General features: G+C 52.1%; 16 protein-coding genes. 5 read left to right on the top strand and 11 right to left on the bottom strand.

What is annotated here, in order from left to right:
* Positions 1-29 precede the first annotated feature (29 nt).
* The 3 genes from kdgA to zwf form a co-directional block, all read right to left on the bottom strand.
* Positions 30-671, bottom strand: coding sequence for a bifunctional 4-hydroxy-2-oxoglutarate aldolase/2-dehydro-3-deoxy-phosphogluconate aldolase (gene kdgA / locus AC791_RS13530; RefSeq protein ID WP_049840940.1), 642 nt, complete (start codon positions 669-671; stop codon positions 30-32).
* A 39-nt stretch (positions 672-710) separates the two neighbouring features.
* Positions 711-2,522, bottom strand: coding sequence for a phosphogluconate dehydratase (gene edd, locus AC791_RS13535; protein WP_049840941.1), 1,812 nt, complete (start codon positions 2,520-2,522; stop codon positions 711-713).
* A gap of 221 nt (positions 2,523-2,743) precedes the next feature.
* Entirely contained in the window at positions 2,744-4,219 is a 1,476-nt protein-coding gene (gene zwf / locus AC791_RS13540) for a glucose-6-phosphate dehydrogenase (RefSeq protein ID WP_049840942.1), read from the bottom strand.
* A gap of 354 nt (positions 4,220-4,573) precedes the next feature.
* Between zwf and AC791_RS13545 the strand changes: the two genes are divergently transcribed.
* Positions 4,574-5,464: a MurR/RpiR family transcriptional regulator gene (locus AC791_RS13545; RefSeq protein ID WP_049840943.1), complete on the top strand. Its 891-nt coding sequence runs from the start codon at positions 4,574-4,576 to the stop codon at positions 5,462-5,464.
* Positions 5,465-5,569: 105 nt separating this feature from the next.
* Positions 5,570-7,012 (top strand): pyruvate kinase, encoded by a 1,443-nt coding sequence (pyk, locus tag AC791_RS13550; protein WP_049840944.1) that lies wholly within the window; start codon positions 5,570-5,572, stop codon positions 7,010-7,012.
* 36 nt (positions 7,013-7,048) lie between these two features.
* Here pyk and lpxM read toward each other — a convergent pair whose 3' ends face one another.
* The 3 genes from lpxM to znuA form a co-directional block, all read right to left on the bottom strand.
* The gene (lpxM, locus tag AC791_RS13555; RefSeq protein ID WP_049840945.1) at positions 7,049-8,026 is read right to left on the bottom strand and encodes a lauroyl-Kdo(2)-lipid IV(A) myristoyltransferase; all 978 of its coding nucleotides are present in this window, start codon (positions 8,024-8,026) and stop codon (positions 7,049-7,051) included.
* Between the two features lie 118 nt (positions 8,027-8,144).
* Positions 8,145-9,464, bottom strand: a complete 1,320-nt coding sequence (gene mepM, locus AC791_RS13560) for a murein DD-endopeptidase MepM (RefSeq protein ID WP_049840946.1) — start codon at positions 9,462-9,464, stop codon at positions 8,145-8,147.
* A 15-nt stretch (positions 9,465-9,479) separates the two neighbouring features.
* The gene (gene znuA / locus AC791_RS13565) at positions 9,480-10,424 is read right to left on the bottom strand and encodes a zinc ABC transporter substrate-binding protein ZnuA (RefSeq protein WP_049841638.1); all 945 of its coding nucleotides are present in this window, start codon (positions 10,422-10,424) and stop codon (positions 9,480-9,482) included.
* Between the two features lie 77 nt (positions 10,425-10,501).
* Here znuA and znuC point away from each other — a divergent pair, with 77 nt between their 5' ends.
* Positions 10,502-11,257 carry a zinc ABC transporter ATP-binding protein ZnuC gene (gene znuC, locus AC791_RS13570; protein ID WP_049840947.1) on the top strand — a complete coding sequence of 252 codons (756 nt, stop codon included), beginning with the start codon at positions 10,502-10,504 and terminating at the stop codon, positions 11,255-11,257.
* Complete coding sequence (gene znuB / locus AC791_RS13575) at positions 11,254-12,042, top strand: zinc ABC transporter permease subunit ZnuB (protein ID WP_049840948.1); 789 nt, start codon at positions 11,254-11,256, stop codon at positions 12,040-12,042. Before znuC ends, znuB begins: the two co-directional genes overlap by 4 nt.
* 74 nt (positions 12,043-12,116) lie before the next feature.
* Here the strand turns inward: znuB and AC791_RS13580 are convergent, their stop codons facing one another.
* From AC791_RS13580 to AC791_RS13595, 4 genes are all read right to left on the bottom strand, one after another.
* Positions 12,117-12,569 (bottom strand): hypothetical protein, encoded by a 453-nt coding sequence (locus tag AC791_RS13580; RefSeq protein ID WP_049840949.1) that lies wholly within the window; start codon positions 12,567-12,569, stop codon positions 12,117-12,119.
* 162 nt (positions 12,570-12,731) lie between these two features.
* Positions 12,732-13,745, bottom strand: coding sequence for a Holliday junction branch migration DNA helicase RuvB (gene ruvB, locus AC791_RS13585; RefSeq protein ID WP_049840950.1), 1,014 nt, complete (start codon positions 13,743-13,745; stop codon positions 12,732-12,734).
* 8 nt (positions 13,746-13,753) lie between these two features.
* A complete protein-coding gene (gene ruvA, locus AC791_RS13590) occupies positions 13,754-14,365 on the bottom strand; it encodes a Holliday junction branch migration protein RuvA (protein WP_049840951.1) in 612 nt (203 codons plus the stop codon).
* Between the two features lie 151 nt (positions 14,366-14,516).
* Positions 14,517-15,191 carry a hypothetical protein gene (locus tag AC791_RS13595; RefSeq protein WP_049840952.1) on the bottom strand — a complete coding sequence of 225 codons (675 nt, stop codon included), beginning with the start codon at positions 15,189-15,191 and terminating at the stop codon, positions 14,517-14,519.
* A 152-nt stretch (positions 15,192-15,343) separates the two neighbouring features.
* Between AC791_RS13595 and AC791_RS13600 the strand changes: the two genes are divergently transcribed.
* On the top strand, positions 15,344-15,940 hold the full coding sequence (locus tag AC791_RS13600) for a YebB family permuted papain-like enzyme (protein WP_049840953.1): 597 nt from the start codon (positions 15,344-15,346) through the stop codon (positions 15,938-15,940).
* Positions 15,941-15,981: 41 nt separating this feature from the next.
* Here AC791_RS13600 and ruvC read toward each other — a convergent pair whose 3' ends face one another.
* On the bottom strand, positions 15,982-16,503 hold the full coding sequence (ruvC, locus tag AC791_RS13605; protein WP_049840954.1) for a crossover junction endodeoxyribonuclease RuvC: 522 nt from the start codon (positions 16,501-16,503) through the stop codon (positions 15,982-15,984).
* Between the last annotated feature and the right edge of the window lie 34 nt (positions 16,504-16,537).

The following is a 16,537-nucleotide window of genomic DNA, read 5'->3' on the forward strand; positions in this document are numbered from 1 at the left end:
CCGTCCGTCACCGGCGGGCATTTAACAACTTACTGTTTTGCGCCTTCAACAGCTTCACGCGCCAGGGTGGTAATGCGATCATAGTCGCCTGCTTCCAGCGCGTCAGCCGGAACCAGCCACGAGCCGCCGATACATAGCACGCTTTTCAGTGCCAGATAATCGCGATAGTTAGCCGGAGAGATGCCGCCGGTCGGGCAAAAACGAACCTGAGAGAATGGACCTGCAATAGCCTGCAGCGCTTTGGTTCCGCCGTTGGCTTCCGCCGGGAAGAATTTAAATTCTTTCAGGCCGTAGTCCATACCCAGCATCAGTTCAGATACGGTGCTGATGCCCGGGATCAGCGGAATAGTGCCTTCGGTTGCCGCTTTGAGCAGCGGCTCAGTCAGCCCCGGGCTGATGGCAAACTGCGCGCCCGCTTCAGTCACTTCCGCCAGTTGCTGCGCGTTCAGAACGGTACCCGCACCGATAATCGCGTCCGGAACTTCTTTAGCAATGGCGCGAATCGCATCCATCGCGCACGGGGTACGCAGAGTGACTTCGAGTACGCGAACGCCGCCTGCGACCAGCGCTTTCGCCATCGGCACGGCATGTTCGAGTTTGTTGACAACGATAACCGGTACGACCGGTCCGGTGGTCAGGATTGCTTCTGCACTTGTTTTCCAGTTTTTCATCAGAGTTTTTTCTCTCGCCAGATCTACAAATTTGTCATCTTAAAAAGTGATGCAGGTTGCGCCCTGCTCAGCACCGGAGAGTTTTTCACGCAGTGCTCCAAACAGTTCACGCCCCGTTCCCACACGCATTGCGCTCAGGTCAGGAATATGCGGCTGTCGGGCAGCAAGTTCCTTTTCATCCACCAGTAGCGTTAGCTCGCCCGTCTGTCCGTTCACGCGGATCATGTCGCCATCACACACTTTAGCCAGTAATCCGCCGTCGTAAGCTTCCGGGGTAACATGAATGGCTGAAGGGACTTTACCCGATGCGCCAGAAAGCCGTCCATCGGTGACCAGCGCGATTTTGAAACGGCGGTCCAATAATACACCAAGCGGCGGCATAAGTTTATGTAATTCTGGCATTCCGTTCGCTTTAGGCCCCTGATGGCGAACCACAACAACGCAATCTTTATCCAGAAGACCCGCTTCAAAAGCCGGCAGCACGTCATGTTGACTTTCAAACACCACTGCTGGTGCTTCAATAATCTGGTTCTCAACCGGAACGGCGGAGGTTTTCATGACGGCACGCCCAAGATTACCGCTGAGTACTTTCGTGCCGCCGTGGGGGGAAAATGGCTTATCAATGGTGGCAATAATGCTGCTATCGAGCGATGCCTCAGCCCCTTCGCGCCACTCCAGATTGCCCTCATTCAGCCATGGCTCCAGGGTATAACGGGAAAGTCCAAACCCTGCTACGGTATTCACATCTTCATGCAGCAGACCGCCTTTGAGCAATTCGCGCACCAGTACCGGTACGCCACCCGCTGCCTGGAAGTGATTAATATCTGCCGGACCGTTCGGATAAAGACGCGCCATCAGCGGCACAATCGCCGAAAGATCGGTGAAGTCATCCCAGTTAATCAGGATCCCGGCGGCGCGTGCCATCGCAACAAGATGCATGGTGTGGTTGGTTGAGCCACCGGTCGCCAACAGCGCCACTATGCCGTTGACCACCACTTTTTCATCGATCATCTTGCCAAGCGGCATCCATTCAGTGCCGTTGCTGGTCAGGCGCGTAACCTGGCGGGCAGCGGCTGATGTTAATGCCTCGCGCAGCGGTGCGTCGGGTTGAATAAAAGAGGAGCCGGGCAACTGCATTCCCATGAACTCAATCACCATCTGATTGGTGTTAGCCGTGCCGTAAAAGGTACAGGTGCCGGGTGCATGATAGGAGGCTGCTTCTGATTCCAGCAACGCCATGCGATCCACTTTGCCCTCGGCATACAGCTGACGAATTCTGACCTTTTCTTTATTCGGCAGGCCGCTGGCCATCGGGCCTGACGGAATGAACACCGAGGGCAGATGACCAAAAGACAGGGCAGCCATCGCCAGACCGGGTACGATTTTGTCGCATACGCCGAGCCATAACGCGCCGTCGAACATATTATGTGACAGGCCGACTGCGGCAGACATCGCGATGATCTCCCGGCTGAGCAAGGAAAGCTCCATCCCGTCCTGCCCCTGCGTGACACCATCGCACATTGCCGGAACGCCGCCTGCGACCTGGCCGACTGCGTTGGCCTGATGCAATGCTTTACGGATAATCTCCGGGTAATGTTCATAGGGCTGATGTGCGGAAAGCATATCGTTATAGGAGGTGATGATCGCAATGTTATTGCGCAGCATGCTTTTTAAGGATGCTTTGTCGTCCGGCTGGCAGGCGGCAAAACCGTGTGCCAGGTTACCGCAGGCAAGCGTTGAGCGCTGAACGGTACTGCTCCTGGCTGCCTCAATACGCGTGAGGTAGGCAGAACGGGTCTCGCGGGAACGTTCAACGATGCGTTTTGTTACCCGTAACAAATCAGGATTCATAAAAGCTCCTTAACATTTTTATCTTGTCAGCTACGTTACGAGGCAGATTCTCAGCCTGTTGCGATGAGTAAATCGGCAGGATTAGCGCAGCCCAGAGGTAAATCACTGCGGGTAGTGTAATAAAAAAAGCCCTGCGGGGAAATCCACGCAGGGCGTAAATGGTCGAAAATAACGCGACAAACTGTGTTAGATCATGTTACCGGTAAAATAACCTTAAGGGGTTATTCAAACTCATTCCATGAGCGACCGTCGCGGGTGATCATTGCCACTGAGGCCACGGGTCCCCAGGTACCTGCCTGATAGGGTTTCGGTGCATCCTGATCGGTGGCCCAGGCCTCGGTAATGGAGTCAACCCATTTCCACGCTTCTTCCACTTCATCACGACGGACAAAAAGAGCCTGAATGCCACGCATTGTCTCCAGCAACAGGCGCTCATAGGCATCGGCCAGATGTGTCTCGTTGAAGGTTTCGGAATAGCTCAGATCCAGTTTCGTTGTTTGCAGGTTATGTTTGTGATCTAATCCCGGCACTTTATTGAGGATCTGAATATCCACCCCTTCATCGGGTTGCAAACGGATGGTTAATTTATTCTGCGGCAATTCCTGCCAAGACTCTTTGAATAAATTAAGCTCCGGATTTTTGAAATACACCACAACTTCAGAGCACTTGGTCGGCAGTCGTTTACCGGTACGCAGATAGAACGGCACGCCCGCCCAGCGCCAGTTGTCGAGATCAACGCGGATCGCCACGAACGTTTCGGTATGACTTGATTTATTTGCGCCCTCTTCTTCCAGGTAACCCGGCACTTTTTTGCCCTGCGCGAATCCGGCGGTGTACTGACCACGTACCGTTTTTTCACGCACGTTGGTGCGATCGATACGGCGCAGAGATTTCAATACCTTCACTTTTTCATCACGAATGCTGTCAGCACTCAGGTCAGCCGGTGGCGACATGGCGATCATGCAGAGAATTTGCAGCAGATGGTTCTGGATCATATCGCGCATCTGGCCCGCCTGGTCGAAATATCCCCAGCGGCCTTCAATGCCGACCTCTTCAGCCACGGTAATTTCGACGTGATCGATGGTGCGGTTGTCCCAGTTATTGACAAACAGCGAGTTGGCAAAACGCAGCGCCAGCAGGTTAAGAACCGTTTCTTTACCCAGATAATGGTCGATACGGTATACCTGGCACTCTTCAAAATACTCACCAACCTGATCGTTGATCTGGCGAGAAGTATCAAGCGACGTTCCGAGCGGTTTCTCCATCACCACGCGCGCCGGTTTAGCATTTAATTTAGCTTTACCCAGCCCCTTGCAAATCGCCCCAAAGGTATCCGGCGGCATAGCAAAATAGTTAATAGTGACGCGATTTTCCTGATCCAGCATTTTACCGAGTCTGGTAAAAGCGGCGGTATCATTGACGTCCAGGGTACAGAAGTCCAGACGGGCGCTCAGCTTGTCCCACAAACCTTCATCAATTTTTTCTTTCATGAAGGTTTCCAGCGCCTCGCGGACCACTTTGGTATAAGCGTCTTTATCCCAGTCAGCCCGTCCTACGCCCAGAATACGGGTATCATCATGGATCTGGCCTGCTTTTTCCAGCTGATACAGGGAAGGAAGCAATTTGCGACGAGCTAAATCACCTTTCGCGCCGAATATAACCAAATCACATGCATGAGCCGTTTGCGTTACCGCCATGTCATTCTCCTCAATTGGACATCCTGGTACTCCCAGGCCTGACTTGTAATTTTCTTACACAGCACTGTACTGTGTTTACCAATATCCTGAAACCCCTGCTCCGGCTGCGTCCCGTTAAAAGGCATAATTGGGAAAACATCCGGCATTTTCATCAGGCATTTCCCTAATTTTGCTGCTAATTTTTCTCATTGTGCGTTGACCGAAATCCGACCGCGATCATGTAATGAAAAAAAACAACATCATTTTGTCGTGCTAATGCACTTTTGATCTCGCCAGCGGGGTATATTCTTGCTTAACCGCACGATAATTCTACTTATTAAGCGATCCTTTATCACCGTGAGCGCAGTGTAAATAATGAATATGCTGGAAAAAATTCAGTCCCAACTGGAACACCTTAGCAAATCCGAGCGTAAAGTAGCGGATGTTATCCTGGCAACGCCAGCCCAGGCGATTCATTCCAGCATCGCGGCGCTGGCTGTAGAAGCCGGAGTCAGTGAACCGACGGTTAACCGCTTCTGCCGCAGTATGGATACCCGCGGCTTCCCCGATTTTAAACTTCAGCTGGCGCAAAGTCTGGCCAATGGCACGCCCTATGTTAATCGCAATGTCGATGAAGATGACAGCGTTGAAGCCTATACCGGTAAAATCTTTGAATCGGCGATGGCAAGTCTCGATCATGTGCGTCAGTCTCTGGATATGGCGGCAGTCAATCGTGCCGTTGATCTCCTGACCCAGGCCAAGAAAATCGCCTTTTTCGGGCTTGGCTCTTCGGCTGCCGTCGCGCATGATGCGATGAACAAATTTTTTCGCTTCAACGTTCCGGTGGTGTATACCGATGACATTGTTCTGCAACGCATGAGCTGTATGAACTGCAATGATGATGATGTTGTGGTACTGATTTCTCATACCGGACGAACGAAAACGCTGGTCGAACTGGCCCGACTGGCCCGGGAAAACGATGCCATGGTGATTGCGCTGACCTCCCCCGGAACGCCGCTCGCGCATGAGGCTACGCTGGCTATCACGCTCGACGTGCCGGAAGATACGGATATTTACATGCCGATGGTTTCACGATTAGCCCAGTTAACGGTGATTGACGTACTGGCAACCGGATTTACCTTACGCCGCGGCACAAAATTCAGAGATAACTTGAAGCGTGTCAAAGAAGCTTTGAAAGAATCGCGTTTTGATAAAGTACTTCAGTCTTATGGGGAGTCCCCCAAGAAAATGATAACAAAGCTGTAACTTATTTCATCATTCGGGTAAGTTCTTGCAGTGTTGTTTAAACGCAGAGCTGCCGAATCCCTGTTCAGGCAACACCAAAATTTGATTCAGTCAACGGAGTATTACATGTCCAGAAGGCTTCGCAGAACCAAAATTGTAACCACGCTAGGTCCGGCTACCGATCGCGATAATAATCTCGAAAAAGTTATTGCTGCTGGCGCTAACGTTGTGCGCATGAATTTCTCCCACGGCACCGCGGAAGACCATAAAATACGCGCGGATAAAGTTCGTGAAATTGCGGCTAAACTTGGTCGTCACGTGGCTATCCTCGGCGATTTGCAGGGGCCAAAAATCCGTGTTTCAACCTTTAAAGAGGGAAAAGTTTTCCTCAACATCGGGGACAAATTCCTGCTTGATGCCAATCTTGGCAAAGGTGAAGGCGATAAAGAGAAGGTCGGCATTGATTATAAAGGTCTGCCTTCCGATGTCGTACCAGGCGATATCCTGCTGCTTGATGATGGCCGCGTTCAGCTTAAAGTTCTGGAAGTTCAGGGCCTGAAAGTGTTTACCGAAGTGACGGTTGGCGGCCCACTTTCCAATAATAAAGGCATTAACAAGCTGGGCGGTGGCCTTTCCGCCGAAGCGCTGACTGAAAAAGATAAAGCAGATATTCTTACCGCCGCACAGATTGGCGTTGACTACCTTGCAGTCTCCTTCCCGCGCTGTGGCGAAGATCTGAACTACGCCCGCCGTCTGGCACGCGATGCCGGCTGCGATGCAAAAATTGTTTCTAAGGTTGAACGTGCCGAAGCGGTTGCCACTCAGGACGCGATGGATGACATCATCCTTGCCTCTGACGTGGTCATGGTAGCCCGTGGCGATCTCGGTGTTGAAATCGGCGATCCGGAGCTGGTCGGTATTCAGAAGGCGCTCATTCGCCGCGCACGCCAGCTAAACCGGGCCGTGATCACTGCCACGCAGATGATGGAATCCATGATCACCAACCCAATGCCGACCCGGGCAGAAGTCATGGATGTGGCGAACGCGGTGCTGGACGGAACCGACGCGGTAATGCTGTCGGCAGAGACTGCCGCCGGGCAATATCCGTCTGAAACCGTTGCAGCAATGGCGCGCGTGTGCCTGGGCGCTGAAAAAATCCCGAGCATTAACGTGTCGAAGCACCGTCTGGATATTGAATTCGATAACGTGGAAGAAGCAATTGCGATGTCGGCGATGTATGCGGCTAACCACACCAAAGGCGTATCCGCTATCATCAGCATGACCGAATCAGGTCGTACTGCGCTGATGACGTCGCGCATCAGCTCCGGATTGCCGATCTTTGCAATGTCCCGTCACGAGCGCACCCTGAACCTGACTGCGCTGTACCGCGGCGTAACGCCGGTTTATTTCGACAGCGTGAACGACGGCGTGGTGGCGGCTACCGATGCGGTGAATCTGCTGCGCGATAAAGGCTATCTGGTATCAGGGGATCTGGTGATCGTGACCCAGGGCGATGTCATGAGCACTATCGGTACGACCAACACTACACGTATTCTGACCGTGCAATAACGTTGCATTAAAAAGCCCGGCGATGCCGGGCTTTTTCTACTTTTTCTCGTCGGGGTAAAGATCCCGACGGCGATACGGTTCCGTTTCGCCAGGTCTGCGCGTTTTCAGCAATTTTAGCAGCCAGGTATACTGTTCCGGATGCGGGCCAACCAGATGCTCTACCTCTTCATTCATCCGACGGGCAATCGTGGGATCGTCAGCGGTCGGCAGATCGTCCATTGGTGGACGAACATGAATAGTCAGGCAGTGGGTTTTGCTGTCATAGACTGGAAAAAGAGGCACCACCCGGGCTTTACACAATTTCATCAGGCGCCCTACCGCAGGTAGCGTGGCTTTATAGGTGCCAAAGAAATCAACAAATTCACTTTGCTCAGGGCCATGATCCTGGTCAGGGAGATAATATCCCCAGAATCCGTTACGGATAGACTGAATAAACGGTTTAATTCCGTCATTACGCGGATGTAAGCGCCCACCAAAACGCAGCCGAACCTTATTCCACACATAATCAAACACCGGATTGCCCTGATTATGGAACATGCCCGCTACCTGTTGTCCCTGCGAGGCCATTAGCATAGCCGGGATATCCACGCTCCAGCCGTGCGGCACCAGCAGAATAACCTTTTCGTTATTAAGGCGCATCTCATCAATGATGTCTTTGCCCTGCCAGAGGATGCGATCGGAGACTTTTTTTTCTTTGCGTATCGCCAGTTCGGCCATTAACACCATCGCCTGCGGCGCAGTAGCATACATTTTGTCGATAATGGCTTCGCGCTCCTGCTCGCTCTTTTCCGGGAAACAATAAAGCAGGTTAATTTGCGCCCGACGACGGGCGCTTTTACCGAGGCGTCCCACCAGACGGCCCAGCTTACCTAAGAGCGGATCGCGAAACGACGGCGGCGTGATGGCAATCGCGCAAAAAGCCAGAATTCCCAGCCAGGCTCCCCAGTAGCGTGGAAGCAGAAAGCGTTTCTCAAATGTTGGAATATAGTGACTATTATTCTTTTTAGGTTCCATGTCTGTTCCGTACTGATAAAAATAACGTCAGAAATAATAATGTAGTGTAACGAGGCCTGCGGCCACGCACAAAAGAAAAAAGCCGGCGAGGAGTAAACGCCGGCTGGAAGTGACTTTTTTAGTCGAAGCTCAACTGCGGCAGAACCTCTTTAACCTGTGCGAGATAATCGGTACGGTCTTTGCCCGTCAGGCCTTCAGTGCGCGGCAACTTCGCCGTCAGCGGATTCACTGCCTGCTGGTTGATCCATACTTCATAATGCAGGTGCGGACCGGTAGAACGTCCGGTATTGCCGGAAAGCGCCACGCGATCGCCACGTTTCACTTTTTGCCCTGGTTTCACCAGCAGTTTACGCAGGTGCATATAGCGGGTGGTATAGGTGCGACCATGGCGGATAGCGACATAATACCCTGCCGCCCCGCTGCGTTTGGCTACCACCACTTCACCGTCGCCAACAGCCAGTACTGGCGTACCTTGTGGCATGGCAAAATCCACCCCGCGATGCGGTGCAATGCGGCCAGTAACCGGATTGGTACGGCGCGGATTAAAGTTGGAGGAAACGCGGAACTGGCGCGACGTCGGGAAGCGCAGGAAGCCCTTGGCCAGCCCGGTACCGGTGCGATCGTAAAACTTACCGTCTTCGGCACGGAAAGCATAATAATCTTTGCCATCAAGGCTCAGACGCACGCCCAGTAGCTGACTCTGCTCTGCCTTACCATCCAGCATTTCACGCGACATGAGTACGGCAAATTTATCGCCCTTCTTCATTTTGCGGAAATCCATCTGCCACTGCATTGCTTTAACAACCGAACTGACCTCACCGCTGCTCAGACCGGCACTTCTGGCGCTGGCAATAAAGCCTGAACCCACGGTGCCTTTCAGGCTGCTGTTAACCCAGTCACCCTGCTGCAATTCGCTGCTCATTTTAAAGCCGGTCGGCGTACGATCGTAAGTGCGGGTTTCGCGGCGGGACATTTCCCAGGTCAGACGCTGTAAGTCGCCATCGGCGGTTAACGTCCATGAAAGCTGCTGGCCAATTTTTAAATTACGCAGCTCTTTATCGGCGGTGGCAATCTGGGTGATATCGCCCATATCAATGCCGTACTGATTTAATACGCTACTCAGCGTGTCGCCAGTAGACACGACATATTCGTGAACGCCGGATTCATTACCAATTTTATCATCCAGCTCATCCTGCGGGATGGCTTCATCTTCCTGCGGTGCCTGATCGATTGGCTCGCTGGCCTCAGGAAGCAGCGAACGAACCTCACTTTTCTCTAGCTCAATGACTTTTACAATCGGTGCGGATTGAGGATGATAGACATAGGGTCGCCAGACGGCGACCGCTAAAGTGAGAACAGTAAGCGACCCCAACATAACGCGGTGAGGTCGGGGCAAGTTATTAAATGCCAGGGCGACAGAGCGGGCTATCTGTTGCACGTATTCACTTCCTCATTAATCTCCTTTCAGGCAGCTCGCATACTGATTCGCAAGTTGAGTCAGGAACTGGCTATAGCTCTCTTTACCCAACTTGATACTGGTCCCAAGAGGATCCAGCGTTCCCATTCGAACGGAGGTTCCACGGGCAACAGCTTCTACGACCGCTGGCCTGAACTGTGGCTCAGCAAAAACGCACGTTGCTTTTTGCTCAACCAACTGTGTTCTGATTTCATGTAAACGCTGGGCACCAGGTTGAATTTCGGGGTTTACGGTAAAATGGCCAAGCGGGGTCAGCCCATAATGTTTTTCGTAGTAACCATAAGCATCATGGAAAACGAAATAACCTTTGCCCTTCAACGGTGCCAGCTCAGTACCTACCTGCTTATCAGTAGCAGCGAGATTGTCCTCGAATGCCTGCAGGTTGGCGTCAAGTGTGGCTCGACTTTGCGGCATAAGTTCTACTAATTTTTGATGGATTGCAACTGCACTTGCCTTCGCGATCTCCGGGGACAACCAGAGATGCATGTTATAGTCGCCGTGATGGTGATGATGGTCACCTTTTTCACCTTCGTCGCCGTCATGACCGTGCTCATCATCATCATCGTCATGTCCTTTTTGCAGAAGCGGCTTCACTTTCGCAAGATCGGCAATAGTGACTTTTTTTGCCTCAGGCGTGCCCTGAACAGATTTAGTCATAAACGCTTCCATATCGGGACCAATCCATACAACTAAGTCCGCGTTTTTAATGCGTTTTACGTCTGAAGGACGCAGTGAGTAATCATGCTCTGAAGCCCCATCAGGCAGGAGAACCTGGGTATCCGTTACCCCATCAGCGATGGCGGCAGCAATAAAGCCCAGTGGTTTGATTGAAGCAACAACCGCAGCGTCAGCCTGATGCGCCGCGCTCCCCCAAAGTGCTACTGATAATGCAGCGAAAAGAAACGTATTTTTATGTAACATATTGCGACTTATAATCGTAATGGATAGGTGGAATGTGATATTATAACATTCATCTTCTTGTGCAACCTTTAAATGACATGACAAATCTAATTACTCTGGAAAAGGTCTCACTCTCCTTTGGGCAGCGCCGCGTCCTGTCTGATATTTCGTTGCAATTGACGAGTGGGAAAATTTTAACGCTGCTCGGTCCCAACGGTGCGGGCAAGTCCACGCTGGTGCGCGTAGTACTGGGGCTGGTAGCACCCGACTCGGGTGTCATCAAGCGAGACGGCATGTTGCGGATCGGCTATGTGCCGCAGAAATTGCATCTTGATGCTACCCTGCCGCTCACTGTCAGCCGGTTTATGCGCCTGCGTCCCGGCACCCGTAAGGATGATATTCTGCCTGCGTTAAAACGTGTTCAGGCCGCTCATCTGATCGACGCCGCAATGCAAAAACTGTCCGGGGGTGAAACACAACGGGTTTTACTGGCCCGCGCGCTGCTCAATCGTCCGCAACTGCTGGTGCTCGATGAACCGACGCAGGGTGTTGATGTTAACGGTCAGGTCGCGCTGTACGATCTTATCGATCGGCTGAGGCGTGAGCTGGATTGTGCCGTACTCATGGTGTCCCACGATCTGCACCTGGTCATGGCAAAAACCGATGAGGTATTGTGTCTTAATCAGCATATTTGCTGCTCAGGGACACCAGAAGTGGTCTCTTTGCATCCTGAGTTTATTTCAATGTTTGGGCAGCGCGGGGCCGAACAGCTTGGTATCTATCGCCATAACCATAATCATCGCCACGATTTACAGGGTCGAATTGTACTGCGCCGGGGAAATGGACACTCATGATTGAACTCTTATTGCCCGGCTGGCTGGCCGGAATGATGTTGGCCTGCGCTGCCGGTCCGCTTGGATCATTTGTTGTCTGGCGTCGGATGTCCTATTTTGGCGATACGCTGGCACATGCGTCGTTACTTGGCGTGGCTTTCGGTTTACTGCTGGACGTTAATCCGTTCTATGCCGTTATTGCGGTTACGCTGCTGCTGGCCGCCGGACTGGTGTGGCTGGAAAAACGGCCTCACCTGGCCGTGGATACGCTACTGGGGATCATGGCTCACAGCGCGCTCTCTCTGGGGCTGGTGGTAGTCAGCCTGATGTCCAACATCCGCGTTGACCTGATGGCTTATCTGTTTGGCGACCTGCTGGCCGTTACGCCTGACGATCTTATCGCTATTGCCGTCGGGGTTGCTGTCGTACTGGGGATTTTGCTCTGGCAGTGGCGTAACCTGCTGTCGATGACGATCAGCCCGGATCTGGCATTTGTTGATGGGGTAAAGTTACAGCGGGTGAAACTGCTGTTGATGCTGGTGACGGCGCTGACTATTGGCGTTGCCATGAAATTTGTCGGCGCGCTGATTATCACCTCATTGCTGATTATTCCCGCCGCCACGGCGCGGCGCTTTGCCCGCACGCCGGAGCAAATGGCGGGGATCGCGGTGGTCGCTGGAATGATTGCGGTCACAGGCGGCCTGACCTTCTCGGCATTCTATGATACACCGGCGGGCCCATCCGTAGTGCTTTGCGCTGCGCTGCTGTTTATTTTCAGCATGATGAAAAAACAACCAAATACATAAATGAACACCCCCTTCACAGGAGGGGGTGATTAACAACGCAGCCGGGCATCGATGAAATCACCGGCGCTTATTTTTTATTTAGTACACGTTGCCAAATACAATTTAGCGCCCTTGACGTTCTTACCGCCTTCAATATCAAGACACTTAACCTCATCATTGACGTCAGCGATTTTCAGCTGTCCATTTCTATATTCCCAATCATCACGCAGCCGGGCATATTCACGAACCACAACTTTATCGCCGAGTGGCGAGTAACCTTCACTCGGGATTGCATCCAGTCGCAGCGAGCCCTGCAAATCGAAATTGACCCGGCGAATATTTTGCATCGTTGGATTAGAACCACATTCTTCCACTGTCGCCTGTTGAAGAGCAACATCAGAGATACAGAGTGTGTGTCCGTTACTGGTATTTTGTACCTGTTCGCCTACTACTTGCCATTTCTGGGTATCGGAAATAGCAGCATTGGCAACGCCTGAGATAGCCGCCATTGTCAGCGCGGCAATAGAGATAACTTTTATTGATTTCATTTTCGGACTCCTCATGTGTTAGTGAAATTTGTTTATAACATAAGGACTTAGCTATAAACCCATCACAAATGAGCGAGTTACCAGAAATGATATGTATGATAAATCAGATGAGGTAAAAAACCGGTTATCTTCACAGGCGGGAGCCAGTATCTCGCCTGCCCATCATTTCGGCATTTCTGGCGGGGTGATGCCAAAATGATCCCACGCACGGACTGTTACCATACGCCCGCGCGGCGTGCGCTGCAAAAACCCTTGTTGAATGAGATAGGGTTCAAGCACATCTTCGATAGTTTCACGCTCCTCGCCAATGGCCGCGGCGAGGTTATCCAGCCCCACCGGGCCACCGAAGAATTTGTCGAGAATGGCCAGCAGCAGTTTGCGGTCCATATAGTCAAACCCTTCTGCATCGACATTAAGCATGTCCAGCGCCTGTGACGCAATTTCAGCAGAGATAGTGCCATCATGCCGCACTTCAGAGAAATCACGCACGCGCCTGAGCAGACGGTTGGCGATACGCGGCGTGCCTCGTGCACGGCGTGCCACCTCCAGCGCGCCTTCTTCACTCATTTCCAGCCCCATAAAACGCGCGCTGCGGCCGACAATATATTGCAGATCCGGCACCTGATAAAACTCCAGCCGCTGTACAATGCCGAAGCGGTCGCGCAGCGGTGACGTCAGGGAGCCGGCACGGGTGGTAGCGCCAATCAACGTAAACGGCGGCAGATCGATTTTAATCGAGCGCGCGGCTGGCCCCTCGCCGATCATGATATCAAGCTGGTAATCTTCCATTGCCGGATATAACACTTCTTCTACAACCGGCGACAGACGATGGATCTCATCAATGAACAGCACATCATGCGGTTCAAGGTTGGTCAACATCGCGGCCAGATCGCCCGCTTTTTCCAGCACCGGGCCAGAAGTAGTACGCAGGTTTACGCCCATTTCATTGGCCACAATATTCGCCAGCGTGGTTTTACCCAGCCCTGGCGGGCCGAAGATCAGAAGGTGATCGAGCGCTTCGCTACGCAGTTTTGCCGCCTGAATGAAAATTTCCATTTGTGAGCGCACCTGCGGTTGACCGATATACTCTTCCAGTAGTTTGGGACGAATAGCGCGATCCGCAACGTCTTCAACCAGGGTATTGCCCGCTGAAATCAGGCGATCTGCTTCTATCATTCTTTACCTCATAGCGCCGCGCGCAGCGCTTCGCGGATCAATGTTTCACTGCTGGCATCCGTACGCGCAACTTTGCTGACCATCCGGCTGGCTTCCTGCGGTTTATACCCGAGTGCGACCAGTGCGGCAACGGCTTCCTGCTCGGCATCTTCAGTGCCAGGGCCTGCCGGAGACGTTAATACCAGATCCGCTGCCGGCGTAAAGAGATCGCCGTGTAATCCTTTAAAGCGGTCTTTCATTTCAACAATCAGGCGTTCAGCCGTTTTCTTACCGATACCCGGCAGTTTGACCAGGGCGGCCGGATCTTCACGCTCAACAGCGTTAACAAATTGAGGTGCTGACATTCCGGAGAGGATCGCCAGCGCCAGTTTTGGCCCGACGCCATTGGTTTTAATCAGCTCTTTAAACAGGGTTCGCTCCTGTTTGTTATTGAAACCGTACAGCAGTTGAGCATCTTCACGGACCACGAAGTGGGTAAAAACGATGGCTTCCTGGCCTGCATCCGGTAACTCATAGAAGCAGGTCATCGGCATATGGACCTCATAGCCTACGCCGCCCGTCTCCAGCAGAACAATGGGGGGTTGTTTTTCGAGAATAATGCCTCTGAGTCTGCCTATCACATGACGCTCCTGCGTTGATGGCTCATGATATCAGCGTGTATCATAAAAAAAGGCTGGATAGATATCCAGCGTAAAACACATTATTCCTGCGCTTTTCATCGTTTGCATGGCGCTAATGCGATAGCCATCGGTATTTTGCAGCGTTAATTCCTCACGGGCCCATTTTCCTGCGCCCTTTTCGGCTGCGAACGGAATAATTGACGCACTCCATTTCCCCTCTTTCCTGTCCCGCTGCGATTTCAATGACGGATTTAGAAGCTGAATGCAGACGATATCCGCTGTTGATGAAACGAAATGCCTCATCACGATCGTCCGTTTCAAGTAACAGCTGGTGTCGATGATTATAAATACGGTGCCGCTGTGGTTTGCAGGGCGGGTTAAAACGGCGTTGTTTATATCTATACAGCATCAGGGTCAGCAGGATAAACGCCACTATTGCCCAGATGGCGATAATGGCGGGCAGATGGCTGGCATTGAAAAACAGGTGATTGCAGGGCTTTGCGACCGTCGGATTTGGCATAAACACGTCGATACATTCGACCGTTGAAGGTTGTTTATGCCGATCTGTAACAGAGTAAACATAGTCTTTATTTAATACACGCCATGTTATGTCGTAACGATAAAGCGTTGCGCAATCTTCTCTGCCGCGAAAGTGCGTACAGGTGTCAGTCATACGCCGCTGCTCAGAGGTCACAACATCTACATTCGAGACTCTGCCAGGAAGCGGGAGACTGTCACGGTAATAGCGGTACTCCGTCAATCCGGCATAACCGCTATAGAGTAGCAGCAGGGCTAAAAAGGGTGTTGTCAGCTTCTTAATATTCATCCCATAACTCGTTAATTTAAAAGGTATAAATCGTATGATTGAGTCCTGAAAAAAATAGCGTTTGCAGCTGTCAGCACGATGGCGATGTGGTAATAATACCTCGCCATAACGGGTAAGCGAGTATCCGCATACTGACCAAAGGAATGAATAAGATGCATTATCAGTACCCTGAAAAATATGAAATCGGCGACATTGTTTTCACCTGTATTGGTGCAACGTTGTTTAGCCAAATATCTACTGCCTCACGGTGCTGGAGCAATCATGTCGGCATTATTATCGGTCATAATGGCGAAGATTTTCTGGTTGCCGAGAGTCGGGTTCCGCTCTCAACCATAACCACGCTTCAGCGCTTTATTCAGCGGTCGTCGGCGAAGCGCTACGCCGTACGCCGCTTGCAGGGCGGGCTGAGTGAGGAACAAAAAAACGCTATCGTCGGGCAGGTTCCTTCCCGGCTGAACAAGCTGTATCACACCGGATTTAAATACGACTCTTCCCGCCAGTTTTGCTCCAAGTTTGTCTTTGACATCTATAAAGAGGCATTGTGTACGTCTGTCGGCAATATTGAAACGTTTGGCCAGCTTCTGCGCAACAATCCCGATGCAAAACTGACCTTCTGGACGTTCTGGTTTCTGGGATCGATTCCGTGGGAACGTAAGACGGTAACGCCAGCCAGCCTGTGGCATCATTCACGTCTGGATTTAATCTATGCCAGCCATCAGTTCGCCGACAAGTCTGAAGAAGCCGCATAGCTGATGGCTATGCGTATTAATCAAGCCGGATGCAGACCGGCTTAACGCAGTCGCCCCCGCGCCAGGTTAAGCCGGGACTCGCTCATTTGCATGGCGTTCTGGGTGACGTGACAGTGCGTTATCGCGATGGCCAGCGCATCGGCAGCGTCAGCCTGCGGGTTTGCCGTCAGCTTAAGCAACGTACGGACCATGTGCTGTACCTGGCTTTTTTCGGCGCTGCCGATACCGACAACCGTCTGCTTAACCTGACGCGCCGCGTACTCAAACACCGGCAGATCCTGATTTACCGCTGCCACGATAGCCACGCCGCGCGCCTGCCCCAGCTTCAGTGCTGAATCGGCATTTTTGGCCATAAAAACCTGCTCGATAGCAAAAAAATCCGGCTGAAACTGAGTAATGATTTCCGACACGCCTGCATAGATAAGCTTCAGACGTGACGGTAAATCGTCGACTTTAGTCCGGATACATCCGCTGCCCAGATAAGTAAGCTGTCGACCAACCTGACGGATGACACCATAACCAGTGATGCGCGATCCCGGGTCAATGCCGAGAATAATAGACATCACGCATCTCCTGTTACTGCCTGGCTTGATGGCA

Source organism: Klebsiella sp. RIT-PI-d, assembly GCF_001187865.1.
GTDB lineage: Bacteria > Pseudomonadota > Gammaproteobacteria > Enterobacterales > Enterobacteriaceae > Superficieibacter.